Annotated in this window: 20 protein-coding genes and 1 other RNA gene; 15 read left to right on the top strand and 6 right to left on the bottom strand. The window is 59.0% G+C overall.

Annotation, left to right across the window (positions count from 1 at the left end):
- Nucleotides 1–12: 12 nt before the first annotated feature.
- On the bottom strand, nucleotides 13–456 hold the full coding sequence (locus CORTU0001_RS00465; protein ID WP_005326520.1) for a DUF1990 domain-containing protein: 444 nt from the start codon (nucleotides 454–456) through the stop codon (nucleotides 13–15).
- 149 nt (nucleotides 457–605) lie between these two features.
- On the opposite strand from CORTU0001_RS00465, the gene CORTU0001_RS00460 reads away from it, so the two are divergent.
- The 3 genes from CORTU0001_RS00460 to feoB all read left to right on the top strand — a co-directional run bounded on the left by CORTU0001_RS00460 (nucleotide 606) and on the right by feoB (nucleotide 4,124).
- The gene (locus CORTU0001_RS00460) at nucleotides 606–1,694 is read left to right on the top strand and encodes a trypsin-like serine protease (RefSeq protein WP_005326518.1); all 1,089 of its coding nucleotides are present in this window, start codon (nucleotides 606–608) and stop codon (nucleotides 1,692–1,694) included.
- Nucleotides 1,695–1,956: 262 nt separating this feature from the next.
- A complete protein-coding gene (locus tag CORTU0001_RS00455; protein ID WP_050776569.1) occupies nucleotides 1,957–2,202 on the top strand; it encodes a FeoA domain-containing protein in 246 nt (81 codons plus the stop codon).
- Nucleotides 2,202–4,124, top strand: a complete 1,923-nt coding sequence (feoB, locus tag CORTU0001_RS00450) for a ferrous iron transport protein B (protein WP_005326515.1) — start codon at nucleotides 2,202–2,204, stop codon at nucleotides 4,122–4,124. The genes CORTU0001_RS00455 and feoB overlap by 1 nt, the downstream gene beginning before the upstream one ends.
- A 253-nt stretch (nucleotides 4,125–4,377) precedes the next feature.
- Here the strand turns inward: feoB and hisN are convergent, their stop codons facing one another.
- Nucleotides 4,378–5,160, bottom strand: a complete 783-nt coding sequence (hisN, locus tag CORTU0001_RS00440) for a histidinol-phosphatase (protein ID WP_005326513.1) — start codon at nucleotides 5,158–5,160, stop codon at nucleotides 4,378–4,380.
- A complete protein-coding gene (locus CORTU0001_RS00435; RefSeq protein WP_005326511.1) occupies nucleotides 5,153–5,989 on the bottom strand; it encodes an inositol monophosphatase family protein in 837 nt (278 codons plus the stop codon). The genes hisN and CORTU0001_RS00435 overlap by 8 nt, the downstream gene beginning before the upstream one ends.
- Nucleotides 5,990–6,049: 60 nt before the next feature.
- Between CORTU0001_RS00435 and prfB the strand changes: the two genes are divergently transcribed.
- A complete protein-coding gene (gene prfB / locus CORTU0001_RS00430; RefSeq protein WP_005326509.1) occupies nucleotides 6,050–7,153 on the top strand; it encodes a peptide chain release factor 2 in 1,104 nt (367 codons plus the stop codon).
- Between the two features lie 83 nt (nucleotides 7,154–7,236).
- Here prfB and CORTU0001_RS00425 read toward each other — a convergent pair whose 3' ends face one another.
- The gene (locus CORTU0001_RS00425; RefSeq protein WP_005326508.1) at nucleotides 7,237–8,856 is read right to left on the bottom strand and encodes an AbgT family transporter; all 1,620 of its coding nucleotides are present in this window, start codon (nucleotides 8,854–8,856) and stop codon (nucleotides 7,237–7,239) included.
- Nucleotides 8,857–8,965: 109 nt separating this feature from the next.
- On the opposite strand from CORTU0001_RS00425, the gene ftsE reads away from it, so the two are divergent.
- From ftsE to CORTU0001_RS00370, 11 genes are all read left to right on the top strand, one after another.
- On the top strand, nucleotides 8,966–9,655 hold the full coding sequence (gene ftsE, locus CORTU0001_RS00420) for a cell division ATP-binding protein FtsE (protein ID WP_034667888.1): 690 nt from the start codon (nucleotides 8,966–8,968) through the stop codon (nucleotides 9,653–9,655).
- Nucleotides 9,652–10,554 (top strand): permease-like cell division protein FtsX, encoded by a 903-nt coding sequence (gene ftsX / locus CORTU0001_RS00415; RefSeq protein WP_005326506.1) that lies wholly within the window; start codon nucleotides 9,652–9,654, stop codon nucleotides 10,552–10,554. The genes ftsE and ftsX overlap by 4 nt, the downstream gene beginning before the upstream one ends.
- A 44-nt stretch (nucleotides 10,555–10,598) precedes the next feature.
- Complete coding sequence (gene smpB / locus CORTU0001_RS00410; protein ID WP_005322310.1) at nucleotides 10,599–11,102, top strand: SsrA-binding protein SmpB; 504 nt, start codon at nucleotides 10,599–10,601, stop codon at nucleotides 11,100–11,102.
- A complete protein-coding gene (locus tag CORTU0001_RS00405; RefSeq protein ID WP_005326504.1) occupies nucleotides 11,095–11,451 on the top strand; it encodes a DUF488 domain-containing protein in 357 nt (118 codons plus the stop codon). The genes smpB and CORTU0001_RS00405 overlap by 8 nt, the downstream gene beginning before the upstream one ends.
- Nucleotides 11,452–11,513: 62 nt before the next feature.
- Nucleotides 11,514–11,894, top strand: a transfer-messenger RNA (tmRNA) gene (gene ssrA / locus CORTU0001_RS11330).
- Between the two features lie 169 nt (nucleotides 11,895–12,063).
- The gene (locus CORTU0001_RS00400) at nucleotides 12,064–13,359 is read left to right on the top strand and encodes a tyrosine-type recombinase/integrase (RefSeq protein ID WP_005326502.1); all 1,296 of its coding nucleotides are present in this window, start codon (nucleotides 12,064–12,066) and stop codon (nucleotides 13,357–13,359) included.
- On the top strand, nucleotides 13,359–14,045 hold the full coding sequence (locus CORTU0001_RS11255; protein ID WP_050776564.1) for a hypothetical protein: 687 nt from the start codon (nucleotides 13,359–13,361) through the stop codon (nucleotides 14,043–14,045). Before CORTU0001_RS00400 ends, CORTU0001_RS11255 begins: the two co-directional genes overlap by 1 nt.
- 257 nt (nucleotides 14,046–14,302) lie before the next feature.
- Nucleotides 14,303–14,512: a helix-turn-helix domain-containing protein gene (locus tag CORTU0001_RS00385; protein ID WP_005326499.1), complete on the top strand. Its 210-nt coding sequence runs from the start codon at nucleotides 14,303–14,305 to the stop codon at nucleotides 14,510–14,512.
- Nucleotides 14,512–14,772, top strand: a complete 261-nt coding sequence (locus CORTU0001_RS11670) for a hypothetical protein (protein ID WP_005326498.1) — start codon at nucleotides 14,512–14,514, stop codon at nucleotides 14,770–14,772. The genes CORTU0001_RS00385 and CORTU0001_RS11670 overlap by 1 nt, the downstream gene beginning before the upstream one ends.
- Nucleotides 14,762–15,637, top strand: a complete 876-nt coding sequence (locus CORTU0001_RS00375) for a bifunctional DNA primase/polymerase (RefSeq protein ID WP_084771585.1) — start codon at nucleotides 14,762–14,764, stop codon at nucleotides 15,635–15,637. Before CORTU0001_RS11670 ends, CORTU0001_RS00375 begins: the two co-directional genes overlap by 11 nt.
- Entirely contained in the window at nucleotides 15,634–17,172 is a 1,539-nt protein-coding gene (locus CORTU0001_RS00370) for a DNA primase family protein (RefSeq protein WP_005326493.1), read from the top strand. The genes CORTU0001_RS00375 and CORTU0001_RS00370 overlap by 4 nt, the downstream gene beginning before the upstream one ends.
- Nucleotides 17,173–17,391: 219 nt before the next feature.
- Here the strand turns inward: CORTU0001_RS00370 and CORTU0001_RS00365 are convergent, their stop codons facing one another.
- Together CORTU0001_RS00365 and CORTU0001_RS00360 are read right to left on the bottom strand one after the other, a co-directional pair.
- A complete protein-coding gene (locus CORTU0001_RS00365; RefSeq protein WP_005326492.1) occupies nucleotides 17,392–17,700 on the bottom strand; it encodes a hypothetical protein in 309 nt (102 codons plus the stop codon).
- A gap of 1,021 nt (nucleotides 17,701–18,721) precedes the next feature.
- A complete protein-coding gene (locus CORTU0001_RS00360; protein WP_005326490.1) occupies nucleotides 18,722–19,153 on the bottom strand; it encodes a hypothetical protein in 432 nt (143 codons plus the stop codon).
- Between the last annotated feature and the right edge of the window lie 533 nt (nucleotides 19,154–19,686).

The raw sequence follows: 19,686 nt of genomic DNA, 5'->3' as shown, positions 1-19,686 counted from the left end.
TATACAATCCTGCTAATCGTCTAAAGCGTGAAGATAGAGCCGGCTAATCAGCAGGCGCCTTGGCACGTCCACGAGGGGGCGCAGGCAGGGGAGGAAGGGCTCTGAGGCGGCGTCTATAAGCAAAAGCGTTCGGCCGTCGCGTAGGCGCTCCAGAGTGAAAGTCTCCTCACCTCGCTCTAGGTGTCCGGGGAGGGTGCCATAGGTAAACCCGCAGCGGCCATCCTCGCGGAAGACCTCTATTACGCGGCAGCGGAAATCCCACGGCCCCAAGCCGAGGGTGACCTCTGCGCCGGGCTCGACTACGGGGTGGGTTGCCCGAACGCGGAATAGCCCGCTGCGTTGGATTGTCCAGCGGAAAAGACGGTGTGCGGCGGCGTCAAAGTCGGCATTGATAACCCGCGACATATGTAGCTGCGGAAAGCCAGAGGTATCGGAATAGGACAGCGGTGTGGGCATATTCTCAATGATAGGGGAGGGGTGATCACCCCCGAAGTCTGGAAGAAATATAACGGCTTGGACACAGTCACAAGAGTTTGCTGCTTCCACAATTCTTTCGTGCCAATATCGAGCTAGCAGGATGTTGACAACGGAAAGTAGGTACCTTGATGCTTCGCATACCGCACCTCAAGAAAGTCCTGGTGGGCTCGGCTTTCGCTGGTGCGTTTTTCCTGGGTTCCCCGGCCGCAGGCGCCCAGGAATTGCCCCAACCGGATTTTGACTCCGCAGGGATTATTAACCAGGTCCGAGATGGCCTGGCGGGGGTTGGTATCCAAACCCCGCAGGTGGACAAGAGCGTTACCGATGCTGTGGATTCTTCTGTACGCAATGCACACAACGCGGTGCAACAGAAAGCGCAGCAGGCTCAGTACGCAGAGCCAATGACTAACCCGAACCCTATTGGTCTGGCGGAGCAGGCCACACAACCGGAGTTTAAACCAAAGGGAACCAACCCAAACTACCAGTGGAAAAATGATGGGTTTTCCAAGGTAGCTGCGGGAAAACCACAGGCGGACTACGTATTGCACCGCGTTCCGGGCTCTATGTTTGATGCCCCACGCATCCCTGAAGAGTCCGTTGCCGCCATGAACCAAGGGGAGTCGCTCTACGGCCCAGGCACCCCGCTCTATGTCAATAAGGAAACGATGTGCACCTTGACCGTGGCGGGCAACGATAATGCTGGCCGCAAGGTGGGCCTGACCGCCGCGCACTGCGGCAATGTGGGAGACCCTGTTACCTCCGCTGATTCTGAGCAAATCGGCCCAACCGGCACTGTAGTGTCTAAGAACGAGGACTTGGATTACGCCGTTATCGAGTTCGGCTCCAAGGCTAAGGTTTCTCGTTCCTACAACGGTGTAACCGTCAATCAATTGGGTGGTGGCGTAAAGCCGGGTCAGCAGGTGTGCAAGCAGGGTGTTGCTACTGGCAAGACCTGCGGCATGACCTATCAGCAGGCCAAGAAGATTCAGATTAACCAAGTATGCGCCATGATGGGCGATTCCGGCGCTCCATTGTTGGTCGATGGCCGCCTAGTTGGCTCGATTACCGGTGGTTTCCTGCCGGTGAATTTCCCGTGCCGTACCCCACTGCAGGGGCCGGTCCATAACCCAACCGCCGCAACCACCATGGATGCGGTCTTGGAGGATATGAATCGCCGTGGCGGCGTAGGCGCTGGTTTCGCGCTACCGCAGGACTAACCTCGTCCCTGCTCTTCGCCCGCTCCCGTTGCTACTGGGAGCGGGCACTTTTATGTCTCTGTCTAGTGCCGATAATCACAACTAATCGGCGCTTGTGTGAAACCCTTTTGCGGACTAAGGTTAGGCTTATCTAGAAGCCACTTAGGTGTGGCTAACATCACCGGCGTGAGCCGGACTGAGAGAACCGAGGTGACCCGCGATGTTACAGCTGTCGTTATTGTCCCGCACTCGTACCCAGCAGACCTGCGAAAGGTCCGAATGTATGCGTGCCGATCAAGCCCCAGTGGACGCATTGGTAGAACTCCCTGAATGCTGCTTGCGGCATGCGATTGAGTCGCAGCCGGCGTTGGCACTGCGTATGCGTGAACTGGGATTCCGGCCAGGGGTGCGCGTGAAGATGGGGCGCAAGGTGGCCGGCGGGGCGCGCTTGGTTACTATCGGCAGCGCCCGGTATGCGGTAGACGCGCATACGCTGCGCCAGCTCGAAGTTATCCCGGTAGCAGCATAATGGCACGCAAAACCGCAGCGCCAAGCTGCCACTCCACATCCTCCATGCGTATCGCCGCGGAGGGAACACCTGTCCTCGCCTTGGTCGGGGCTCCAAATTCCGGCAAATCTACCTTGTTCAACGCGCTGACCGGAGCGAAAGTCCAGACCGGCAACTGGCCGGGTACTTCTGTAGAAGTCAGCCGTGGTTTGTGGAATGCGCAGCCAGAGGCCTTCGACATCATCGATCTGCCCGGTGCTTATTCCTTGGATCCAATGAGTCCGGACGAGGAATTCACCCGCGACATGCTCGTCGAAGGTCCGCCATGTGAGCGCCCGGATGTGGTTGTGGTGTTGGTGGATGCCACCGCACCGGCGCGCGGGCTGAACCTTGCGTTCCAGATCGCGGAGTACCCGTACCGGGTAGTGATTGGGGTGACCAAAGAGGACGTCGCCAAGCAGCAGGGCATAAGCATCGATATCGCCGCGCTATCGCGCGTCGTTGGCATGCCGGTGGTCAGCGTCAATGGTCGCCGCCGAGAAAACCTAGATGCGCTGGAGGGCGCCGTTGCAAAAGCAATGCAGACGGAGCCACAGACTATCCGGCCCAACGCCGATGTGGACCAACGTTTTGCGGATCTGGATGCGGCCGAGAAAGTTGCAGTCAGCCATGAAAATGTGGGGGAGCCACTTAGCCAGCGCGTGGACCGCTTGGTATTGCACCCAGTGCTCGGGCCCATTTTGTTTCTGGCCGTTATGTGGGCTGTGTTCTTCATTACCACTACGGTCGCAGGACCGCTGCAGGACGGATTGGAGGCGTTCATTACCGGCCCTGTATCCGATGCAGCGCGCAGCATCCTCCCAGACCATTGGTTGGTAACGGGCCTGCTGGTAGATGGGCTCATCGGTGGTGTGGGCATGGTGCTCACCTTTGCGCCGCTCCTTGCGCTGATGTTTCTGTGCTTGGCGGTGCTAGAGGATTCCGGTTATATGGCGCGCGCGGCGGTGGTCACTGACCGCGTCATGCGCGCCATCGGTCTGCCCGGCAAGGCCTTTATCCCCATTGTGGTGGGCTATGGCTGCAATGTCCCGGCGATTTCGGCTACGCGCGTGCTTGGCGACGTCCGCCATCGCATCCTTACCTGCCTGCTTATCCCCTTCACCTCATGTTCGGCCCGGCTCATCGTATTTATGATGCTGGCGCAGGTCTTTTTCCCCGCTCATGCTGGTTCCGCGGTATTCGCCATGTACGTGCTGTCTATCGCACTGGTGGTGTTGGTGGGCCTCGCTTTGCGCCGCACGGTGTGGCGGGCCATGCCGTCCGAAGCCCTCGTTATCGACCTTCCGGCTTATCAGCTGCCTACGTTTAAACTCACGGTGTCGGTCATGTGGGTAAGGCTCAAAGGATTTTTGCACACCGCCGGAGGCATCATTGTGGCTACGGTCGTAGTCATCTGGTTGCTGATGTCTATTCCGGTCACTGGTGGGCACTCCTTCAACGAAGAGGCGGTACCGCCGCAAGATTCCGCCTACGGTGCGGTGTCTAAAGCGATGTCCCCTGTCTTTGCGCCTGCTGGGTTTGATTCTTGGTCCCTAACCGGGCCGCTTGTCACCGGGTTCGTGGCGAAGGAGACTCTCATTTCCACTTGGGCCCAGACGTATGCGGTAGAAGACGTCACTGACGATGCACCAGAGGAGCAAGCAGAATCCCCGTTGGCTAGCCATATTCGCGCCGACTTTGATGCGGCCTCTGGTGGGCACGGGCTGGCTGCGGTGTGGGCGTATATGGTCTTCCTTCTGGCCTATACCCCTTGCGTGGCCACGGTGGCCGCACAGCGGCGAGAAATAGGTTGGAAGTGGACCCTCATCGGGTTTGCGCTGCAGCTAGCAACCGCCTGGATCCTTGCGGTAGGAGTATTTCAAATCCTCAAGGTCTTCCTATGAGCCCCACGGAGAAGGTCAAGGAGACCATCACACAGGGAAATTCCAATCCCGCCGACATAGCACAGGCGACGGGGTTGGGGCAGGGGACCGTGGAGGTAATCTTGGCTTACCTCGAGCGAAGTGAGGAACTAGTGAGAGAATCGCTGACCTCGTGCCCTAGCGGTGGCTGCGGGAGTTGCTCGCAGGCGGGTGGTTGCTCGGGTGCGGTTGCCGAGCGCCGCGGCCCAGTTCTGCTCCAGCTGCGGAGAAGACCCTAGCCCTGCAGTGCGGCTAGGGCGTGCTTGTGGAGCAGGCCGTTAGAGGCCACGCCGGATCCGCCGTGCGGGCCGGGGTTGCCGTCAAGATCAGTGAAAGTGCCACCGGCTTCGGTCACGATGAGCGATGGTGCGGCGAGGTCCCAGAGGGAAACCTCCGGTTCAGCGGCGATGTCCACCGCGCCTTCGGCCACGAGGCAATAGGACCAGAAGTCTCCGTAGCCGCGCAGGCGCCACGTCTTATCAGTAAGCGCGAGGAATCTATCGCGCAATCCGCGCTCCGCCCAGCCGGTCAGGGAACTCATGGCCAGTGAAGAATCGGCAAGCTTTTCTACGTGGGAAACGCCCAAGCGCTTCGGTTCGCCGCCGAAGACGCGATAAGCGCCGGCTCCCTTGGCCGCGTACCAGCGGCGGCGCAGGGCAGGAGCGGAGACGACGGAAACTACAGGCTCGCCGTCTTCTAATAGAGAAATCAGCGTGGCCCACACTGGAACGCCGCGCACAAAGTTCTTGGTGCCGTCGATCGGATCGATAACCCACTGGCGGCCCTTATAGCAGGCCTCCCCGCCGTATTCCTCCCCCAGCACCTCGTCGCGCGGGCGGGAACGCTTGAGGGATTCGCGGATATGCTTCTCACAGGTGAGATCCGCATCCGATACGGGAGACATATCCGGCTTTTCCTTGACGGAAAGATCCGAGGCCTCGAAACGATGCATGGTCACTACATCGGCATGGCCCGCCAGCTCGAGCGCGAGGCCCAAGTCTTCTTTAAACTTACCCACGGAGCCAATCCTCCATCTGATCCACTACCTGTTTATTGCCGGCCAGGCACCATTCGACGCCGCCGGCTTCTACCTTGCGGGCAGCACCGCCGGCTGCCTCCACGAGGGCTTTGCCGGGGAACCAATCCCAATCCGCTACCGAATGCTGCATCCATGCGCCCCATGTGCCATCGGCCACGGAGGACAGGTCAACAGAACCGGCACCGAGCATACGGACTGTAGCAAAGTTTTCTGCCACGCGCTGCCATGCCCCGCGGATATCCCCATCCGCCAGCGAGGTTGGGTGCAGATACGTGGATAGTGAAATCTGCTCGGCTGGCTTCTCCTGCAGGCGAGTTACTTCCTTGCCGTCGAGGGAAGTGGGGTAGTCCCGGCCACCGAACCAGGTGTACCCCATGGCGGGGCGGTGGACGGCGCCGAGGGTGATCCCCGTGGCGTCGGCAAGCGCGAGGGCAGAGCACCAATAATCGGATCCGGAGGAGAAATTATAAGTGCCATCGACTGGGTCAATGACCCAGGTGCGGCCGGACTGGGACTCGCGGGCCGCACCCTCTTCGCCGAGGATGCCGTCTTCCGGACGCACGGCCTCGAGCACGCCCGCAACGAAGCGCTCGGCCGCCCGGTCCGCATCCGTAACAACGTCCGAGATAGATGTCTTGTGCTCTACGTCGACGCCCATCTCGCGCAGGCGCCAGGCCAGGCGGCCGGCGTTATAGACAAGGGCCTGCGCTAGGTGCGCATCCCCGTCATCCGCGTGCGCGACAATGAAGGTCTTGATGACCGCGTCGATCATCTCCTGCAAGCTCGGCTTTTGATCCATGCCCACCATTGTCACCCTAAACGCGGCCGATGGCTAATTATGCCGGCCGGGTGGGTAGGATTGGGGCCTATGCGTCCCGAAGTAACAGCACGGCTCAAGCAATTGGAAACCACCCTGACCACCATCGAGAAGGTCATGGACCCGGAGGCTTTGGCTGCCCGCATTCGGGAACTAGAGGCCCAAGCCGGCGACCCGTCCCTGTGGGATGACCCCGCCCATGCGCAAAAGGTAACGTCCGAGCTTTCCGCAGCGCAGGCTAAGGTTCGCAAGCTGGAATCGCTGCGCGGGCGGCTGGAGGACATGCCCGTGATGTACGAACTCGCGGAAGAAGAGGGGGATACCTCCCTGGCGGATGATGAGCTCGATTCCCTGGAGTCTGCCATCGAATCGTTGGAGGTCACCACCATGCTTTCTGGTGAGTATGACCCGCGCGAGGCGGTTATCAATATCCGCTCCGGCGCCGGCGGTGTGGACGCGGCCGACTGGGCCGAGATGCTCATGCGCATGTACACGCGCTGGGCGGAAAAGCATGGCCACAAGGTCGACGTCTATGACATCTCTTATGCGGAGGAGGCCGGAATCAAGTCCGCGACCTTTGTCGTCCACGGTGAATACATGTACGGCCAGCTCTCCGTGGAGCAGGGTGCGCACCGCCTGGTGCGCATTTCGCCCTTCGATAACCAAGGCCGGCGCCAGACCTCCTTCGCCGAGGTCGAAGTTTTGCCGGTGGTGGAGCAGACCGACCACATCGATATCCCGGATAATGACGTGCGCGTCGATGTCTATCGGTCTTCTGGTCCGGGCGGCCAGTCCGTCAATACCACCGACTCGGCGGTGCGCTTGACTCACATTCCCACCGGCATTGTAGTGACCTGCCAGAACGAAAAGTCGCAGATTCAAAATAAGGCCTCGGCCATGCGCGTGCTGCAGGCGAAGCTGCTGGAGCGCAAGCGGCAGGAGGAACAAGCTGAGCTCGATGCGTTGGGCGCCGGTGGCAACGCCTCTTGGGGCAATCAGATGCGTTCCTATGTGCTGCACCCGTACCAGATGGTCAAAGACTTGCGCACCAATTTTGAGGTGGGCGATCCCTCCAAGGTGCTCGATGGCGATATCGATGGCTTCCTTGAATCCGGTATCCGCTGGCGCATGCAGCAACAAGAAGACCAAGCTTAGGTCCATACTGATCGGGCTGAATTGAACGCGAAAAGGCCGAACTGAGGGGAGAAAATCCTCAGTTCGGCCTGATCTCTATGGACTTAACCCGCGTAGTCCATCGGCGCGCCTGGTCCCAGCGGAATGCCGATGAGATACCAGATGACGAAGAAGGCGAACCAACCCACGATCATGCAGAGAGAATAGGGCAGCGCCAGTGACATCAAGGTACCCACACCTGCCGGCTTGTAATAGCGCTGCAAGAAGGTCAACGCCAGCGCGAAGTAGGGCGACATTGGGGTGATGATATTCGTTGGGGAGTCACCGATACGGAAGAGCATCTGGGAAACCTCAGGTGAGACGCCCACATACATCATCATCGGTACGATGACCGGGGCCATCAGCGCCCACTGGGCGGAACCGGAGGTGATGAAGAGGTTAAGCAGTGCGACCATGGCCACCAGTGCCGCAAACATGAGTAGCGGTGGCAATGACCAGTGTTGGAGCAGTTCGGAACCCTTGATGGCGGTCCATACGCCCAAGTTCGACCATTCGAACCAGGCGAGGAACTGTGCCACCGCGAAGAAGAGGACCAGCATGGGAACGAGGGTCTCGATGCCCTTGGCCATAAACTCCGGAACATCAGCAAAAGACTTCACGGTGCCTGCCACCAAGCCGTAGACGATGCCGCATACCAAGAACGCCAGGGCAATTGGCACCGCGATGGCGCTAATGAGCGGCGACTCCATGAAGCTATCCCCCTGGCTTGCCAGTGGGGAGCCGGGGATAAAGAGCAAGGCAAAGAAGGCAGCCAGGAAGAGCACCAGCGCGATGCCGGAAGCAATCAGACCGCGCTGCTCGTTGGGCTTGATGCGCATCGCCTCTTCATCATCGGTGAAGTCGTACTCCTCACCCTCCTCTGCATTCGCGCCGGCCCCACCGGCGGCCTTGGAAAAGGACACCTCTTCGTAATTGATGTGGTCGTGGTCCACCAGCTCGCGGGCCTTTTTGACCATGAGGAATTCCGTGACCGCGGTAATGATGAGGGAGAGCACCACGGCGGAAGGGATGACAAAGAAGATATTGGCCAGCGGGCTGACCTCATATTCTGGGTCCACAAACTGTGCGGCCGGGGTAGAAATACCCGCGAGCAGGAGGTCGGTGATATTGAGAATCAGCGAGGCATTAAAGCCGGCAGACGATGCCGCAAAGGCCACCATCGCGCCCACGATGGGGGAGCGGCCCACGGCGTGGAAGGCCATTGCGCCCAGCGGAATCAGAATGACGTAGATGGCGTCGGAGGCTACGGAGCCGGTCACGCCGGCCAGCGCCACAACGAAGGTCAGCATTTTGGCGCTGACCTTGGTCACCATCGCGCGCACCAACGCGGAAAGCAGGCCAGACTGCTCCGCCACGGCCACGCCGAGCATCACGGCAAGGATGACGCCGAGCGGCGGGAAGCTGGTGAAGTTCTCCACTGCATCAGTAACCATGCGCGAGATATTCTCGGTGGTCAGCAGGGACTCTACTTCGATGGTTTCGCCGGTCTTGGGGTCCTCTGCGGTCATGCCAATGAGGTGTCCTAGCCAAGAAGTCACAGCGACGATGGCTGCGAGGATAACGAAGAGCCAGAAGGGATCCGGCAGTTTATTGCCAATCTTTTCTACAGTGCCCAGGAAGCCGCTTGCAGAACGTGGCTTTTCTTTAGTTTCGGTTTCGGCCATTGTATCGGCACTTTCTGTCGATTGGGTCGGAACAAATTAGTGTCTTAGACCACATTACTTAAATATAGTTCACAGCGCGGTGTCAACTTTAGTTGCTACAGTGATTCGCGTGATTAGATTCGACAACGTGACTAAGGCCTACTCCGCCGCGTCTCGCCCAGCGCTCGACGGGGTGTCCTTCGAGATTGCGGATGGTGAATTCGCCTTCCTCATTGGTCCGTCCGGCTCCGGTAAGTCCACCTTCCTGGAGTTAATGGTGCGCTATAGCAACGTGACCAAGGGCGATATTTATTTCGATGATTTCCACGTCAACGAGCTTTCGGGCAAGCAGATTAACGCGCTGCGCCAGTCCATTGGTTATGTATTCCAGGACTTTCGCCTGCTTCCCAAGCTGACGGTATATCAAAATGTGGCCTTTGCGCTGGAGGTTATTGGCAAGAGCAAGTACCGGATCTCTACCTCGGTCCCGCAGGTTTTGGACCTGGTGGGCCTCGAGGATCGCCGCGATGCGTATCCGCACGAGCTTTCCGGTGGCGAGCAGCAGCGCGTGGCTATTGCGCGCGCGGTGGTCAATCGGCCGAAGCTCCTGCTTGCCGACGAACCCACGGGCAACCTCGATCCCTCCACCGCCGACGAGATCATGGACCTGCTGCTGGGCATCAACCGCCGCGGCACCACCGTGGTCATGTCCACCCACAATGCCCGCGCCGTCAATAGGGCACGCAAGCGTGTGCTGGAGCTGCGCAATGGAGTCCTCGTGCGCGACGAGCACGAGGCGATGTATGAGGGGGAAGCATGAAGCTAGGATTTATTTTCCGCGAGGCCACCAAGGGGCTCGGCCGCAACCTGACCATGACCATCGCCATGATCATTACCACCGCCATTGCGGTAGGCCTCGTTGTTGCCGGCATCATGGTGACCAACCTGACCAAGGACACCAAGGAGATCTACCTCGACCGCGTCGAGGTCATGGTCCAGCTCAATGAGGACATCTCCGCCGGCGACCCGGACTGCTTAACCCCGGCCTGCGCGGATCTCCAGGGCCAGCTCGACGCGGATGATTCCGTGGAGTCCGTGGAATACCGCAACCGTGCGGAATCCTATGAGCGGTTCAAGGAGCTTTTCCAAGACACCGACCCCGTCATGGTGGAACAAACCTCGCCCGACGCACTGCCGGCAGCGTTCCACGTGCGCTTGAAGGATCCAGAAGACGCTTCTGCGATCGATGCGATTAGGGATAACCCGGCGGTAGAGGACGTCGTCGACCAGCAGCAAGAAGTGCGCGATGCCGCAAGCAACCTGGATGCTATCCGCAATGCCACCTTTGTGCTGGCCATCGTGATGTCCGTGGCAGCCATCTTCTTGGTCGCCAATATGGTGCAGATCGCCGCGTTCCACCGCACCCGCGAAACGGAAATCATGCGCATGGTGGGCGCGAGCCGGTGGATGACGCAGGCGCCGTTCGTGGTGGAGGCCGTACTGGCCTCGCTCATCGGCGTGGTGCTCGGCGGTGCCGGAATCTTCTTGGGCAAGTCCCAGGTGGTGGACCCATCCCTGCAAGGCCTGTATGAATCCCAGCTGCTCGCCCCCATGAAGTCCGGTGATCTATGGATTGCCCTGCCTTTCGTTGGCCTCCTGGCACTGGTGGTCACCGCCGTCACGGCACATATCACCCTGCGGTCCTATGTGCGCAAATAGCCCGTTTGCCGGGCCGGCTAAAAGGGCACTACACTGCCATAATTATGGCTAAGAAGGGCAAGAAGAATAAGAAGGCGGCGTCCGGCGAAGCAACGCTCGCTACCAACCGCCGGGCCCGGCATGACTACAAGATCCTCGAGGAATACGAGTGCGGCATCGTCCTGCTCGGCACCGAGATCAAATCCCTGCGGGAGGGAAAAATCTCGCTCAATGATGCCTTCGCTACCATCGATGATGGCGAGGTATACCTGCGCAACCTGCACATCCCGGAATATTCCATGGGCTCGTGGACGAACCACAGCCCGCGGCGCACTCGCAAGCTTTTGCTGCACCGCCGCGAGATCGACAAGCTTTACGGGCAGGTGCGCAACGGCAATAAGACCTTGGTCCCGCTCAAGGTCTACCTCAAGAATGGCTACGCGAAGCTTTCGCTCGCGCTGGCCCAAGGTAAGCAGGACTACGACAAGCGAGAGGATATTAAGCGTCGCGACCAAGACCGCGAAATTTCCCGCGAGCTCGGCCGCCGCGTGAAGGGCATCAATGTTTAAGACGGCGAAGGTTCACGACGTAGTAAAGGGTGAGGACACCATCCATGGCACTGGGGTGCTGGTGGATCGGATGTGGCCCCGGGGCGTCGCCAAGAGCGACTTGGCCTACGACGAGTGGTTCAAGGACGTCGCGCCGAGCCCCGAGCTGCGCAAGTGGTGGAACCACGACGAGGATCGCTTCGACGAGTTTGCCCGCCGCTACAAGGCCGAGCTCGACGACAATGACTCCGACGAGCTCGCCCAGCTGCGTGCGCTTGCCGACGCCACCCTCCTCTTCGCCGCCGCCAACCGCACGGTCAACCATGCGGTAGTCCTCAAGGAATGGTTAGAGGAGCACTTGAGGAAATAAAAGCGGGTGGGGTAGTGTTGAACGAACCGTAGGGAAGATGCACTATCCCGTCCCTACAGCATGGGGTTGATTTGGTTTCGACTTCGTGCACTGCGCCAGGGGAAGCGTGCCGGTGCAGGCTAACGACCACCGTATAAGCGTCGTAGCAACCAATAAACGCAGAGAAGAACTCTCAGCGTGACTACGCCCTCGCTGCCTAATTACAGCGACGCGTGTCTGTCAGCCTAGGTTTCGTTCCTGACCTAGAACCTGGCATCGACTAAGGAACTAGCCGGCTGGCCGGGTCATCAGGACCAGTCGGGACTCTTACTGGTGACTGGGCCCATCATCCGGACGTGTTCGCCCGATCCGGAGGGCCGAGCAGAGATTCTGTGCGGACTGCGCACGGAGAAGCCCTGGCAAGGTGACGAAGGACCCGGGTTCAATTCCCGGCAGCTCCACTAACTGCATTTCCCCTAGTCGTAAATGACTAGGGGTTTTGCTTTATCTATGCAGGTTATCGCCTATCTAGTATCTTGCCACAGGTTGCCATAGAATGACACTAAAGGAACCCTGAACGGGAAAATAACGGGAACACTTTCCCGCTTCCCGCCCTATCCCTGGAGCACATTCATGGCACGAAAGAAAGCACAGCGCAGCTCGTTCGGGCGCGTCCGCCAAAAAGGAAAAAGATGGTACGCGGAATACACCGGCCCTGATGCCGCCATCCATACCCCCGGCCACTCATTCGCCAACAAAATTGATGCGGACGGTTGGATAGCCACAGAGCGCCGCCTAATCGACCTAGGCACGTGGGAGCCGCCAAAGGCGCGCCGGGCTAAAGAGGAAGTTTCAGGCGAAACGGTAGGGCAGTGGTTAGACCGCTTCCACGATCTGTTGGAACAGCGCCCCACCCCGCCCCAACCGTCCACTATGCAGAATTATCGCCGTGTGGCCCGCGTGCGTATCACAGAGCCTTATGGCCCTGGAGCTAATGACAAAGACGTATGCAGTTTGCGGGATATTGCGTTAGCGAAGCTGACTAAAGCGGACGTGTACCGCTGGTGGGATGGCGTACAGCGGTGCTATCCCAATGCCCACACGATTAATCAACAGGCGTATAAGCGCCTAAAGGCAGCGTGTGCTGGGGCGGTTGAACGCGAAATGATAGAAGGCAACCCCGTGGATATTAAGGAAGCGGGCAAGCGCGTAGAGACCAACGAAAAGTACCTGCCTACAGATGCGGAAATAGCCGCCATCTTAAACCACGTGCCTGCCCGCTATCGTGCTTTAACCTCACTCATGTTGCACCATGGCCTGCGTATTGGTGAAGCTATCGCCCTGGAGCGCGACGATGTACGGATAGAGCACCGCCCCGGCGCGCCTGTCCCCCGTGTAACTGTGCGAGTGAAGCAGAACGCGCAGCGCATTTCAGGCAGTGCCGGCACCTATATGTTGGTGCAGCCGCCTAAGACAAAGGCCGGTTATCGGGAGGTGCCGATTATGGCCGCGGATGTGCCTATCTTTCTGGAGCACTTAGAAAAGTATGCGCCCGGCGCGCCTACAGTCCTGCGCACTACGGAAGGTGCGCGCAGTGCCGTGCTTTTAACTTCTACGGCTAGCGGCAAGATGGTGATGGATACTAGTTATCGCAGTGTGCTTGCACGGGCGAAAGAGAAGGCGGGGGTGTGTGCCGATATTGATCCGCACTGTGGGCGCAATTGGTTGATTACCCGTCTAGCGGAACAGGGTGCGCACTTGAAAGAGATTGGCCGCCTGTTGGGGCAAGACGATGTGACCACGATCCTTAATGTCTATCTGAAGGTGCGAGCAGAGCGCACAACCTCGTTGATGGAGAAAGTTAACGCAACTCTGGAACCCGGCGCGCCGGGAGCCGGGCAGGAACCGCAGGAAGAAAAAGGGCAGTAATGCAGGTGAGTATGGAGCAGGCAGCGGAGTGGGTTAATGGCTCGGAGACGCTGCTAACAAACGCTTCTCAGGACTACATGGAGCTGCTGCGGTCGGTTGATGGGGATGAAGAACAAGCCCTGGAAAAAGCGGCCGTGCCGGGCATTTTTGACCTGTGGTTGCAGTCTGTGAAGTGGTATATGGCTTACGCCTATGAATGGGAAGTGGAAGTACCCGCGGTTGCAGGGCCTACAACTTATCAACTCGTGCAGGTGATGGAGGATAGGCCGGGGCGTAGCCCTGCTGTGCTGGGGTCGTTCTGGCTGTACTCCCTGGGGGGTGAGTTAGCAGGCGTGCTGTACGCCCGGGAGCGTAAGGGCGTGCCGCTATGCCCGTGGGTGGATATAACTATCGTTACAGAGCTGCAGCAGATGGGAACCCGGGGAGCGTTTAACTACGCGTTTAATCGGCGGCTAAATCGTAAAGTCTCTGGCAAGCGTCGTGGCTACAGGAAGCAGCGGGTGCATAGGGATGATTCGAGCGACTGGGGCGATCCGTTTGTGGCGTTTGATGTGGGCTATAAGGTGCGTGCCAGTAAGTTTGCGCGGGCGCTGTGGTTGATTCGGCAGAACATGCCGGGGAAGAAATGCCAGCCCACTATTGGGCAGGTGCGTGCGGTGGTGGAGCGGATGGCGCGGGAGGATTAGGCCCGCCCGGCGCGCCGGGGCAGGGCATTACAATTGCGGCCACCTGCGGCCACGTGGTACATCTAGAAGCATCACGGTGCGCTCCGTGTCCAGCAGTCCGCTAGCCGGGCGCTGGGGATGCTTAGACAACAGTCTTAAAGATGAACGCCCCCGGAAAGGCCGGGGTGCTGTTCCCAGTGTGGCAATTGGGCAAGTCAATTTTGGCGTGCCCACTTCTACTTTTCTCGTGGTGGGCACGGGAAAGGATTTAGCCCACAATGGCTAACACTGGAAAGACCACTGCAGCACAGTATGAGACGCTGCAGCAGGCGGCTAAGCGCGTGCAGCTGGGGGAGCGCACATTGCGCCGCTATATCGCAGAGGGCAAGCTCGTGGCCTATCGCGCTGGGCGTACCATTCGTCTAAAGCCTGAAGACGTAGATGCGCTGTTCACCCCCACCAACGCCTGGACGGGCGGTGCAGCTTAATGGCCGCGATTATCAACCGTCGTGATTCGTTCCCGCTGCATTGGCTCACCTCTGGAGTCCGCAGCGTAGAGGGAGAAATAGCCGTAAGCAACCTGGGCAAGAAAGCCGGCACGCCTGCGGAGGTTCTGCGCCTGGAGCTAACCGAACACAACAAAGGCCGGCGCGTAACCGTCAATGTTGATGCCGCTTCCCTGGCAGGGCTGGGCGCATGGCTCGTGGACAACTACGGGAAGCGGGGCGGTGCCGCCGATGCCCACTAACGACATAACCCCCACCCTGGGGACTAGGGCAGGGGCGATAGTAGATGCCGCTACTTACCCGCATAATACCCTGTATGCAGGCGTTCCCGCGCACCAATGGCGGGCAACTGCTGCGCACCGCTATGCCCGCCACGGGTTGAAAGTAGGCCCGCTGGAGGGCAAAGCACCGCTGGCTGCAGTTGTCCCCCATGGGTTTAAAGATTTCACCAGCGATGCGCGCCGGGTGCGGTCATGGTGGAGCACGTACCCCACGGCCAATATTGGTGCTAACCCGCCGCGTGGCGTGGTCGTGATTGATATTGACGTGAAGCATGGCGGCATAGAGTCCTGGGCGCAGCTCACCGCGGGGCATGTCGTGCCAGAAACGTTGACGGTGCTTACCGGCTCTGGAGGGTGGCACCTGTGGTTTCGTCTGCCCTACCAAGGGAAGCTGCGCGGGCAACTCGCCGCTACAGATTCGGGCATAGACGTGAAAACCCACACGGGCTATTTGGTCATGCCCCCTAGCGTGCATCCCGATACGGGCGGGCTGTACCTGCTGCACACCTGGGCACCTATCGCCCCACTTCCGCAATGGCTATACCGGCATGTCTACGCACCGCTGCGCGCTACCCGCCCGGCGCGCCCTGGCCTGTTGACTATCGCGCCGGGTGACGGTGCGGGGCTTATCCGTGTCGTGGCTGAAAGTGAAGAGGGGCAGCGCAACAAAGTGCTGTTCTGGGCGGCGTGTAGGGCCGCAGAGGATGGGCTGAACATAGATAGACAACTCATTGATGCGGGGACTGCAGCGGGGCTTCCAGAGTGGGAAGCGCGCCGCACAGTTGCCAGCGCACACAACAAAATTGCGGGAGGTGTAGCAGCGTGAGCGCACGTAAAGAGTTTGAGGATGTGGAGCTACCGGAAGCTCCGGCAGATGCACAGCGATTTCTCAATGGAGACGTGGACGCGCACGCCGGCGCTGTAGAGTACCCGGGGCCGTCGCAGCCGTACAAAGTGGCGCAGCAGGTCATGCGTGAACTGTATTCCGATACAGACGGCGTACCCACGTTGACCTATTGGCGTGGTGATTGGTGGATGTATAGCGGCACCCACTGGGAGGCCGTGTCAGGCTCTGCCAAGGATGCAGACCTCGTGATTGCAGGGCAGCTGCTGAAAGTTTTCGATTCTGCCGTGTACTCGAAGAAAGAGAGCAACACCGTTACCCTCGTGCCCTGGAGTCCGAACCGCAGCAAAATTTCCGAGATTATTTTCGCGCTAAAGCCCCTGGCCTATGCGGTCGTGTCCGATACGGACGATGCCCCGTGTTTCCTGCGTGACTGCGCACAGTTGCCCGGCGCGCCGGGAGAGTATGTGTCTATGTCCAATGGGCTGCTGCGGTGGTCTACGCGGGAACTCGTGGGGCATACCCCGCGAGTGTTTACAACGTACTCGTTGCCGTTTGCCTATGACCCGCAGGCTACAGCACCCGTGTGGGAGAAATTTCTGAAACAGATTTTTGCCCATGACACGGCAGCTATCGACACTCTCCAAGAGTATTTGGGATACGTCATTTCGGGTCGCACAGACCTGCATAAGGCGCTGCTGATTGTCGGGCCTACTCGTGCGGGTAAGGGCACTATTCTGCGTGTACTGCGGCAGCTCGTGGGGCAGCAGAACGTAACGGATACATCCCTGCATTCCCTGGGGTCTGATAGCGGCCCGGCTGAACTTATCGGCAAGCCGCTGGCAATTATTGGTGATGCGCGTGATGCGCGGGCTGGCAATTCCAACCGTGCCACAGAGTTGTTGCTCAATGTCATTGGTGAGGATGGAGTGAGTCTGCAGCGGAAGTACCTGGGGGACTGGGTGGGCCGTCTGCCTACTCGTTTCGCTCTGGCATCTAACGTGATTCCCCGGCTCATTGATAGCTCTGCAGCGGTCGTGGGCCGGTTCGTCATGATGCGCCTGGAGCAGAGTTTCGCCGGGCAGGAGGATGAAGAACTAGGCGCAAAGCTGGCTGCTGAATTGCCTGGCATTTTGAACTGGGCATTAGACGGGTTGGAGCGCCTGGAGCAGCAGGGCCGGTTTACGGAACCCGCCACGATGGCAGAGATGAAAGATGCCATGGAGGGATTATCTGCGCCTGTGCGGCGGTTCATTGAGGAGTACCTAGAGGTGACGGGCAACCCTGCGGATATCGTGCCGCGCCGGGATGTGTACAGCCACTGGAGAACCTGGCACGCGGACAACGGTTTCACCCCGTGTAATCAAGAGGAGATGTGCAACCGGCTTACCGCAACAGACGGGAGGATTAGGGCTAAGCAGTTGGATGTGCCGGGAGCTAAGCCTAAGCCGGGGCAGAAACGCCCGCCGCGTGAGCGCTACATCCTGGGTGTGAAGCTCGTAAAGAGTGCTTTCTAGAAACTTTTTTACTTGACACAAAGTTCCCGTGTTCCAACAGGTCAAAAGGTATTTTTGTACTGTGTCCGGCGTGTTCCAACGTGTTCCAAGGTTTTGACACAAACACGGACACAGACACGACACAGGCCAGAAACCCACCCTGAACTGCTGGAACGCTGACACACGGTTCCAAGCCAAAAGAGTTTCTGGGAAGATGGCGCGCCGGGCTAAGGGGAGTGGTTACACCCCGGCCTGGCCCGCTTCCCGGCGCAGCAGTTCCTGGAGAAGCACGCGGGTGGACACGCGGCGCAGGTTGGCTTCACCAGTTACAGGCCGCGCTTCCACGGGCGTAAGTAGCCCTGTGCGCGATAATGCTTCCACGGGGTTATAGCCATAGGCGCGGGCTACAGCAACCACGACAGCCGGCGGGGGAGTGGGGTTATCCGCGGCCCTGCTAATGGTGGTGTGGCTTAGGCCGGTTGCTTTAGCAATGGTGCGCGCACTGTCGGTGGTGATAGCGTCTAGCCATGTAGGCGTGTATTCTTCCATGTGGTGCAGTCTAGCAACACTGAAGGGAACATGACGGTAAGAAACGGACAACGATAATAGGCAATGTAATACACCGACTATGCAGGTATTTATGCAGGTAGTGACGGTGTATGCGAAGCGTTGAATTGTATGTTGTCCGATAATATATATTATGTCATATTGGTGCATAAAGTTTACAGTCTATGCACGGTGGCTGTGAGTGTCCCGCCGTGGGAGTAGGGGCCTGGTAAATCACCAGAGCTTTCGGCCCGGCCCATGTGCAGGCGGGTCTATGTCCTCTCTCCCCGCGCACTGCATACCCCATCGCGTGCGCGTGATACCACACCAGAGTTAGGGACGGTGGGGCCTAACCTCCGGTGGCTAGTAAACGCCCTCGGAAGGCTTAGGGTGGCGCAGTATGTACGGGTTCCAGAAATGCGGCCTGGACAATTCTTAGGCGGCTTCCTGGCCTGACTCCCGCCCCGTCACTGCGAGTCACGCCGTCTCTCTCCGCGCACCGTGTAAGTAGCAGGGTGCCTGAATTATCTGAAAATGGCCGGGCGACTCCCCAACTGGCCCGTGCTGTAGACACTTTCTTCAGGGTGCCGAAAAGTTACGGGGTCGCGTTTCAAACGCGAACCGGCAACCGTGTTCATACACGACACGGTTCAAACCAATCAGTTAGGGGCATGATCACCCCAACTGCGATGTGGGGTGATAAGCACCCCACGCGCCGCTTTGGCGGTTATGCGAAACTGTACCCGGCGAAATTGTTTGAGTGGTTGCTGTCCTGACCCTGCACCGTTTCGCCACGGTACGGAGATTTTTTACACACGGGCCAAAAGTTTGGGTGAGCTGGAGAAAGACTGTTGCATATCGTCCACCATTTCAGCGGCGTTGTGCGGGTATGGGGTGGCTTAAATATCTGACTAGACTCCGCCCTGACACCGCCCCGTCTCGTGCTGTCAGTGATTTTCTCTCTGTAGCCGATAGGGGGGGGTAGGCGGCGTTTTGCCTGTTCAATATCGCCGTTTAAGGCGTTTTATTTATTGGCTGGGGTGTCAGTACCCGCTAAAGCCTTTAGAAGGCGTTTAACAGGGTAGGCATTCTGCCCATTCATTTCCGCTGTCACCGCGGCCATGGTTAAACAGTCGGGGCACACGTCCGGCACCTGCCCGTGGTAGGTCATTGGCCTGAACTGGGCCATCTTGTGGGGCATGAAGATGGAGACTTCCGCGCCGTCCCGCGGCACAACGAGATAGCCGCCGTTGCGAAAGCGCAGCTTCACGCCCGCTAGGTCGATGCGGGCTAGTGGGTTCATGCGAGTGCAGTAAGTGCCCTGGTATTCATCACCTACCCCTAGGTGCCATAGGCCGGCTGCGGGGTCTACGTATAGGTAGCGCACGCGGTGGCGGTTCCACATGCCGGTGTAGTTATCGGGCTGGTCTGCTGGTGGTAGTTGCTGCTGGCTCATAGTCCTACCTCGTAGAGGATGCGGGCAGCGTCGCAGGCTGCGCATGGTTGCTTATCCATGTGGGGCGCTACCGTGGCACCACGGCTGGGGTACTTCCGTAAACCGCATAGTGTGTGGATGGTGCCGTTAGGTTCGATGTGGTGGATTAGGTGGCGCAGTGGTGGCCTGGAAGTGGTATCCCGGCGCGCCGGCGTGGTTGTTGTGCGGGTTGCGTGCATGGGTTAGTTACCTGTCTTTACGGGTAGAAACGGGAAAGTTACGGGAATTGATTCCTTTTACTTTCTTTAGAATGGGCGTTTACCAGCATGTATAGTGGTACAGGGTTCAGTTCCCGGCAGCTCCACCGGTAGGCCCCCGAGAAATCGGGGGCCTTTTTCCATGCAATGGCTTTTAGATCTGCGAACCCTCTCCTGCGGCATTAGGGGAAGGCAATCTCGCAGTGGAGTTGGGGCCTTCTATATGGCTTAGGCCGCTCACCGAATCCTGCCTTCTGGCGCGGAGTTGCTCTGGCATGTGGTGCGGGAAATCCGGAC

Source organism: Corynebacterium tuberculostearicum SK141, assembly GCF_000175635.1.
In the GTDB taxonomy this organism is placed as follows: Bacteria; Actinomycetota; Actinomycetes; order Mycobacteriales; family Mycobacteriaceae; genus Corynebacterium; species Corynebacterium tuberculostearicum_C.
This window is presented reverse-complemented; position numbering and strand designations above follow the sequence as displayed.